At 58.5% G+C, this 1,019-nt stretch carries 1 protein-coding gene; it reads right to left on the minus strand.

What is annotated here, in order from left to right:
• Nucleotides 1-15: 15 nt before the first annotated feature.
• Nucleotides 16-1,019, minus strand: a 1,004-nt coding sequence (gene tnpC / locus AB1S50_RS19505; protein WP_367152943.1) for an IS66 family transposase, incomplete at its 5' end; no start/stop codon positions are given.

Here is a 1,019-nt window from a genome sequence, read left to right on the forward strand (position 1 = left end):
GTAAGCGTCCGGGCATCACACCTTGTCAGCAGGAACCCAGTTATGGGGCAGCAGCTCGCCGATAGCACTGGCGCGATGCATCGGTAATCGCTGCATCACATCTTTCAGATACGCAAAGGGATCATGACCATTCAGCTTGGCTGACTGGACCAGACTCATGATCGCTGCTGCACGCTGGCCACTGCGCAAGCTACCGGCGAACAGCCAGTTACTGCGCCCCAGAGCCCACGGCCGGATCTGGTTTTCCACATGATTGTTGTCGATTGGCACCGCGCCGTCGTCACAGTAGCGCGTCAGCGCTTGCCAGCGTTTTAGGCTGTAATCGATAGCTTTGGCCGTTGCCGATCCATTGAGCACCTTTTGTCGGTGCGTTATCAACCACCGGTGGAGACTGTCCAGTAACGGTTTTGATCGCTGCTCGCGGAGCTGCTTTCTCGCCTCTACGGTGAGCTCTTTGGCTTCCCGCTCAATATCGTAGAGCTGCTGGATGAGCTGCAGGGCCTGCTCAGCAATCTGGCTTTTGTTTGCTGTATGGAGGTCGTAGAACTTCCGGCGTGCATGGGCCATGCAACCGATCTCGGTGATGCCTTTGTTGAAGCCAGCCTTGTAGCCGCTGTAGTCGTCGCAGACCAGTTTGCCCTGCCAGCCTTCGAGGAAGGTGCGCGCATTGGCACCAGCGCGGGTTTCCGCGAAGTCGTAGACCACGGCTTTAACTGCGGCAGTAGAGGTACTGCAGTAGGCCCAGATATAGGCGCGGTGAGTTTTCTTCATGCCTGGCACCAGCATGGGCACCGGGGTTTCATCGGCATGGAGTACCGGGTGCTGCAGCAGTGCTTCGCGAAGAGCATCCACCAGTGGTTGCAAGGCAACGCCACAACGACCAACCCATTCCGCCAGGGTGGAGCGGGAGATGGCGAGTCCGGCGCGGGCAAAGATTCTTTCCTGTCGGTAGAGCGGCAGATGGTCGGCATACTTGGCGATCAGCAGGTGTGCCAGCAGGCCACTGGTGGGGATACCCT

This window comes from Microbulbifer discodermiae (genome assembly GCF_040742695.1).
GTDB lineage: Bacteria > Pseudomonadota > Gammaproteobacteria > Pseudomonadales > Cellvibrionaceae > Microbulbifer.